Annotated in this window: 5 protein-coding genes and 4 pseudogenes; 3 read left to right on the top strand and 6 right to left on the bottom strand. The window is 63.4% G+C overall.

Annotation, left to right across the window (positions count from 1 at the left end):
- The 4 genes from AC07FN_RS43935 to AC07FN_RS43920 all read right to left on the bottom strand — a co-directional run.
- Positions 1-1396, bottom strand: a 1396-nt coding sequence (locus AC07FN_RS43935) for a WXG100 family type VII secretion target (RefSeq protein ID WP_478401039.1), incomplete at its 3' end; no start/stop codon positions are given.
- A 78-nt stretch (positions 1397-1474) separates the two neighbouring features.
- Positions 1475-1993 (bottom strand): hypothetical protein, encoded by a 519-nt coding sequence (locus tag AC07FN_RS43930; RefSeq protein ID WP_478401038.1) that lies wholly within the window; start codon positions 1991-1993, stop codon positions 1475-1477.
- Positions 1994-2129: 136 nt separating this feature from the next.
- Positions 2130-2405: a WXG100 family type VII secretion target gene (locus AC07FN_RS43925; RefSeq protein ID WP_478401037.1), complete on the bottom strand. Its 276-nt coding sequence runs from the start codon at positions 2403-2405 to the stop codon at positions 2130-2132.
- A gap of 74 nt (positions 2406-2479) precedes the next feature.
- Positions 2480-2800, bottom strand: a complete 321-nt coding sequence (locus AC07FN_RS43920; protein ID WP_478401036.1) for a WXG100 family type VII secretion target — start codon at positions 2798-2800, stop codon at positions 2480-2482.
- Between the two features lie 332 nt (positions 2801-3132).
- Between AC07FN_RS43920 and AC07FN_RS43915 the strand changes: the two are divergent.
- A pseudogene (locus AC07FN_RS43915) lies at positions 3133-3910 on the top strand (transposase).
- 150 nt (positions 3911-4060) lie between these two features.
- Here AC07FN_RS43915 and AC07FN_RS43910 read toward each other — a convergent pair.
- A pseudogene (locus AC07FN_RS43910) lies at positions 4061-4245 on the bottom strand (IS5/IS1182 family transposase); the annotation flags it as partial.
- Positions 4236-4602, bottom strand: a pseudogene (locus AC07FN_RS43905) (transposase); the annotation flags it as partial. The pseudogenes AC07FN_RS43910 and AC07FN_RS43905, both read right to left, overlap by 10 nt.
- Before the next feature lie 14 nt (positions 4603-4616).
- Here AC07FN_RS43905 and AC07FN_RS43900 point away from each other — a divergent pair.
- Positions 4617-4775 (top strand): annotated as a pseudogene (locus tag AC07FN_RS43900) (transposase); the annotation flags it as partial.
- 313 nt (positions 4776-5088) lie between these two features.
- On the top strand, positions 5089-5355 hold the full coding sequence (locus AC07FN_RS43895) for an integrase core domain-containing protein (RefSeq protein ID WP_478401035.1): 267 nt from the start codon (positions 5089-5091) through the stop codon (positions 5353-5355).
- The last annotated feature ends 217 nt before the right edge of the window (positions 5356-5572 follow it).

The raw sequence follows: 5572 nt of genomic DNA, 5'->3' as shown, positions 1-5572 counted from the left end.
GCTCCGACTGCCCACCACCCGCACCAGCCGGCGGAGACATCGGCGGCATCATCGGCATGCCGCCGGGCATGCCGATGCCGCGCTGGTCGGGAGTTCCGATCGACTGCGTGCCCTCGCCCGCGCCCCAGTTGCCGGCGTCTGGCATCTCCGACATTGCAGGCGGCGCGGATGGCGTGAACGGCTCCAGGTCCGGCTTCTCGAGCTCGGGCATACCCACGCCGGACCCGATTCCGGGCTTCTGCGCCGACGGCGGTTTGATGCCGGAACCGCTGCCCAGCGACGGCGGAGAGAACGGCGGCACGAACGGCGGAATGGCGGGGACGTCTCCGGGCGTACCGGGCGGCGGTTCGAACGCGGGCGGGTCAAACTCGGGTGGGGTGAGGGCACCGGGACCGTTGGGGCCGACCGTGCCCGGATCGAACTCAGGCTGATCAAACTTTGGCGGATCAAACGCGGGCGGAGTGAGGGCGCCGGGACCGTTAGGGCCAACCGTGCCCGAGTCAAACTCAGGCGGGTCAAACTCAGGCGGAGTGAGGGCACCGGGACCGTTGGGGCCGACCGTGCCCGAGTCGAACTCAGGCTGATCAAACTTTGGCGGATCAAACGCGGGCGGAGTGAACTTAGGCAGCGGCACGGATACCGAGGGGAAGGGGTCCGGGGGCACCCCACCTGGACCGCCGGGCACGTCGTTGAGCGGGCCCGGGGTGGGCACGGACATCAACGCTGTGTCGAACGCGGCCTCCTGGTACTTGCCCGCGAGGGTCTTCAGCACCTGGCGCATGTCCCGGTTCATGCCCTCGACTACCTCGGGGAACATGCTGACCTGGACCAGGCCGTTATCCATGACCGGATCGGCGTGCACCTGCTGGCCGTAAAAATCGTTGATCCTGCGAACGATCTCTTTCGTCGCATTAGCGTAGTAGTGGTCGATCTCGTTTACTGTATTCCGGGCCCAGTTGAGGTAATCGCCAGCGGCCCACAATTGCTCCGGAACCGGATTGATACGGGCCGGGCCGCCGTCGATCTGCTGCGCGTGATTGGTGAACGCCTTAGAAAACTGCTCCATCAGGCCGAGGAACGCCGTCGCGGCCCCGCCCTGCCACGGACTTCCCTCGCCCGCGAGAGCCCTCGCTTGGTCAAGGACGCTGGTACCGACCGCGCCCAGGATCTCCATGACCGCGCGGAAGCTGAGCGCGGCCTGCCACAACGTCGTGGGGTCGGACGTTCCGTTAGTGTTGTCGACCTGGTTGTCCTTGCTGACCGCGGCGGACCCCGTGATCGCCGCCTTGATGTGTTTCCAGTCCCATGTGTCGTAATCTGCCCGACTCCCACCCATTCCATCGCCGACCGCGATGACAGAGCCGTCGTCCCGGGTGACAATTTGCCCATCAGCCATTTCGCAAAGCTTTCGTGTTAGACGGGAATGATGTCCCCGGCGGGGACGGTCCTGCGGCGAATCGAGGCGGAGACTGGATCAGGCGACGCTGGTGGGGCCGTTGACCGCGGCCGTGATGTAGTTCTTGGCATCCTGGATGTGCTCGCCGAGGTCCTGGCCAGTGGCCGCGTTGAGCTCCTCGGCAGTCTGGTACTCCGACGCGAGGCGCTCAAGCTCCTCGGCTGTCTTGGTGATCGCTTGCAGCGCATTGTTGATAAACGTCAGCGTGGTCGGCTGGATGCCGTCAGTCTTGCCACCGAACACCTTGCCGGTCAATTCGGCGGCGTCCAGGAAGGTACCGGGTGCGAGTTTCACCGACTCGACGTGCCGCTTGGCAGCGTTCAACGGCTCGAGCATCGAGCGAAGGTTCGTCGCGAAGGTCCGCAAGGCCTCGGTGCTGACGCGGACACCAGGCCCGGTGTTCTCACCGCTGGCTGGCACCTTCGGCCAGTCAAACAGGTCAGCGAAGTGGCCGTCGACAGGACCGGCCCAGTCGCCGGTCACCAAGACGTCAGTTCCTTCGAAAGGATCGACATGCTCGATGTCTTCCGGAAGCACGGGCAGCTTATCAGGCCCACCCATAGTATCTAAAGTTTCGCGGGCTCCCATTTAAGCTCCTTAGCGGTCAAAGCATGGTTGCTGACGCATAGGGGTGCCACCAGGGTCCGAATAGCACCCGGTGGCACCGTCGAGATCACTTGACGCCGAAGCCGCCCCACGCATTCATGCCGGTGTGCTCGACCTTGAGGTAGCCGCCGGTGATCTGGTCGAGAGCCACCTCGGCGGAGTTCAAGCTCTGCGGCATGCGCTGTGCGGCGGCGTCCCACTGGGCCTTCGCAACCATGTACTGGTCCTTGGCGTCGCCCTGCCAGTCCTGCAGGGTGGAGACGATCTGCTGGTGCATGTTCTCCAGCTCGGTCTGCAGGCGCCGGGTGACGGTGGCCATCTGATCGCGGACCGAGTCGGCCATGCCGCGGTCAAAGGTATAAGTAGGCAAAGCAAAAGTCCTTTCAATCGTTCAGCTGAGGGTCACGTCGCGCCGGGTCACAGACCCTGTAGGCCCGGGCCGGTCAGGATGCCGGCGGCGGTCTCGGCGTTGACCTGCTCGCCGACCGTGATGGCCTGCCGGTTGCCATTCATGATCTCGACCATTTCGCCGAGCTTGTTGACGATGAACTGGCAGTCGTCCATCCACGCCTTCATCGAGGAATCGAACGCCATGGACGCGTCACCGGTCCACGTCGACTTCAGCGCGGCTAGGCCGTCACCGACGCTCTGCACACCGCCTTTGGCCACACTCTGGGTGTTGGCGAGGTGGCCCGCAGCCTGCTGCATTCCCGGGGTTGTAGTCGACACTCCGGCCATGGATATCTCCCTTGTAAACGAACTACTCGCGTCATCCTGCAAACGAAGCTTGCGCAGGTAGAATCCCTTCGGAGGCAGTTCACCACAAACAACACTTCCGCACGACGCATTGGACGGTTATTTGCCCGTCCACACACCCGTCACCGCACTCGCACACGTGTCCGGCCACAGAGCGTCGCGCCTGCCACACTCCAGACGCCGATACCGCGAAAAGACATCTCGGTACCGCAGCTAGAGCGCGCTCTTGCTGCGGTACCCATACCGGTTAAACCTCACTGATCGGCTAAAGCTTGTCACGTAATCCCTGGATGAGGGCGGTAGTGGATCATGTGCTGGTGCAGGTGATTGGGGTTGACCAGCCGACGTGGATACCGACGTTCACGGGGCTGTCGGTGCGGCAGTTCGGCAAGCTGGTGGGCATCGTTCGAGGTCGTGGCGCTGAGCAGACCGGTGCCGGTCGTCGCTGGGGGCTGTCGCTGGACGACCGGGTGCTGCTGGTGGCGGTGTACTACCGCACCAACCTGACGTTGCGGCAGGTCGCGTTGCTCTTCGATGTCTCCAAGTCCGCGGCCGGAAGGGTCGTGGAGCAACTGGGCCCGTATCTGGCGTTGTCGCAGACCACGCGCAAGCACAGCCCGGAGACGGTGCTGATCGTGGCCGGCACCCTGGTGCCGACGCATGACCGAAGCGTGAGCGCGTCGTCGAAGAACTACCGGTACTCGACCAACCTGCAGGTGGTCATCGACGCCAACACCCCGTCTGACGGTCGCGATCGGGAAGCCGTTGCCGGGCAACCGCAACGACTGCCGGGCCTACACCGAATCCAGTGTCGACCAGCACTGCACAGGTGCGCACGTAATGGCCGACGGCGGCTACCAGGGCAACCGCGAAGTGATCACGCCGTATCGCAAACCGGCTGACGGCAGCGAACTTCCCGACTGGAAGGAAGAACTCAACACCGTTCACAAACGCGTCCGAGCCCGTGTCGAGCATGCCCTGGCGCACATGAAGTCCTGGAACATCCTCCGCAACTGCCGACGCAAACGCGACGGCGTCTGGCACGCCGCCAGGGGCGTGGCCCTCATGCGCAACCTGGCCATGACCCACTGAACACCAGCCGCCCCGGCAAGGACTGCTCATTCCTTACCCACCACCAAACCTTGATCATTACGGGACAGGCTTTAGGTACAGGAGCAGCAACAGACCTGGATAGAACTCCGTGCACTTTTGATCGCCCTGATGGGGCCACACGGACAGGCACCGGCAGGGCCCGCGCCGGGACTTCACGGCGGGGATCGCCAAGCAGCGGTTTGAGGGCGTGAGCGTCGTTGGTATTGACGGCCGAGACCGCGACAGCCGGCGCCAGTCTCACCCGGTCGGACAGTGCATGGATCCTTCAACCCGCGTTTCCCGCGGTGCACGGAGCTGAGACCGGTCAAAGACCCCTATTTCTTGGCTCTTGTGATTGATCGTGGGTGTCATTTTCGTCGGAGGAGGTTGGGTGGCCGCCGAGGGCGAACATGGCCAGGGCGATGAGTGCTTCGGGCTGCGGAATCCGAAGCCGATGCCGGTCAGCAGGCGGATTTTGGTGTTGGTGGACTCACTCGATCAGTCCTTGGGACAGGCTCTGTTCGAGGGCGACGTTGATCACGGCGCGGTGTTTGACGATGTGTTTCTGCAAGGAGACGAAGACTGGGATGCGGCGGGCCCCAGCTGATCCACTTGTCGAGGACCTGTTTCCCGGCATCACCTTTGATCTTGAAGACGTGCCGGAGTCCTTCTTTGAGCAGGTAGGCGCGATGCGCGTAGCGAGCGTTTTTCAGACGGACGATCAACGAAGACGGTGTCCACTGTGCACGGTCCAGTCGAGTTGGACGTTCCACGGGACCGAAATGGGACATTCGAGCCGGCGATCGTGCCGAAACGCTCCCGTCGGCTGGGCAGTATCGACGAGGCGATCCTGTCGTTGCACTCGCCGGCATGCGCGCCATCTACACCGCACCCACCCTGGAAGCCGCCGAGATCGCCTTCAAAGATTTCGACAAGCAATGTCGCATTCGTCGTCGACGATCAAGACACGCAGGGTCCACCCCTCGGCATTACCCAGCATCCAACCGAGGACTGGGTGGTGCAGCTGGCCCGCAGTCTTGCCGGTGATCTGGAGGAGACCGGGAACCGATTCAGATACCTGATTCGCGACCGCGACGCGAAGGTCGGTGCCGCCCTCGACGCGGCCTTCGCCCCCACCGGCATCGAGATCGTGCTCACCGCACCGCAGGCCCCCGCGGATGAACGCCTTCGCCGAGCGCTGGATCGGCTCCGTCTACCGAGAGTGCACCGACCGGATCCTCATCACCGGAGAACGCCACCTACGCCACGTGCTCGACGTCTACGTCGCCCACCACAACGCCGGGCGCAGCCACCAAGGCGACGAGATGCTTCTGCGTACGCACGAAGACGAACCGAACATGATCCCCTTCTCTGCCCCGATCAACAGGATCCGACGCCGGCAGCGTCTCGATGGACTGCTCAACGAGTACCGGCCCGCCGCATGAAAGTCCAGGCCGTAACCGATAACCGAGTTTTCGACCAGTACAGGCACTTCGATGCCTGCCTCAGTCGGGGTACCCCTTGATCCGAACTCACAAGATTTACTATCAGGGCTCCCCTCCCACTGAGCCTCAATCCACCGGTGGTGATGGGTAACGGTTCGGCGCTGAGAAGACGAGATGCCCTTCTGAGCTGGGATGATTGATCTTGCTGAAGGAATCA

It is taken from the genome of Saccharopolyspora sp. NPDC045941, assembly GCF_056431445.1.
The sequence above is the reverse complement of the archived record's forward strand: the minus strand, read 5'-3'. Positions and strand labels throughout refer to the sequence as shown.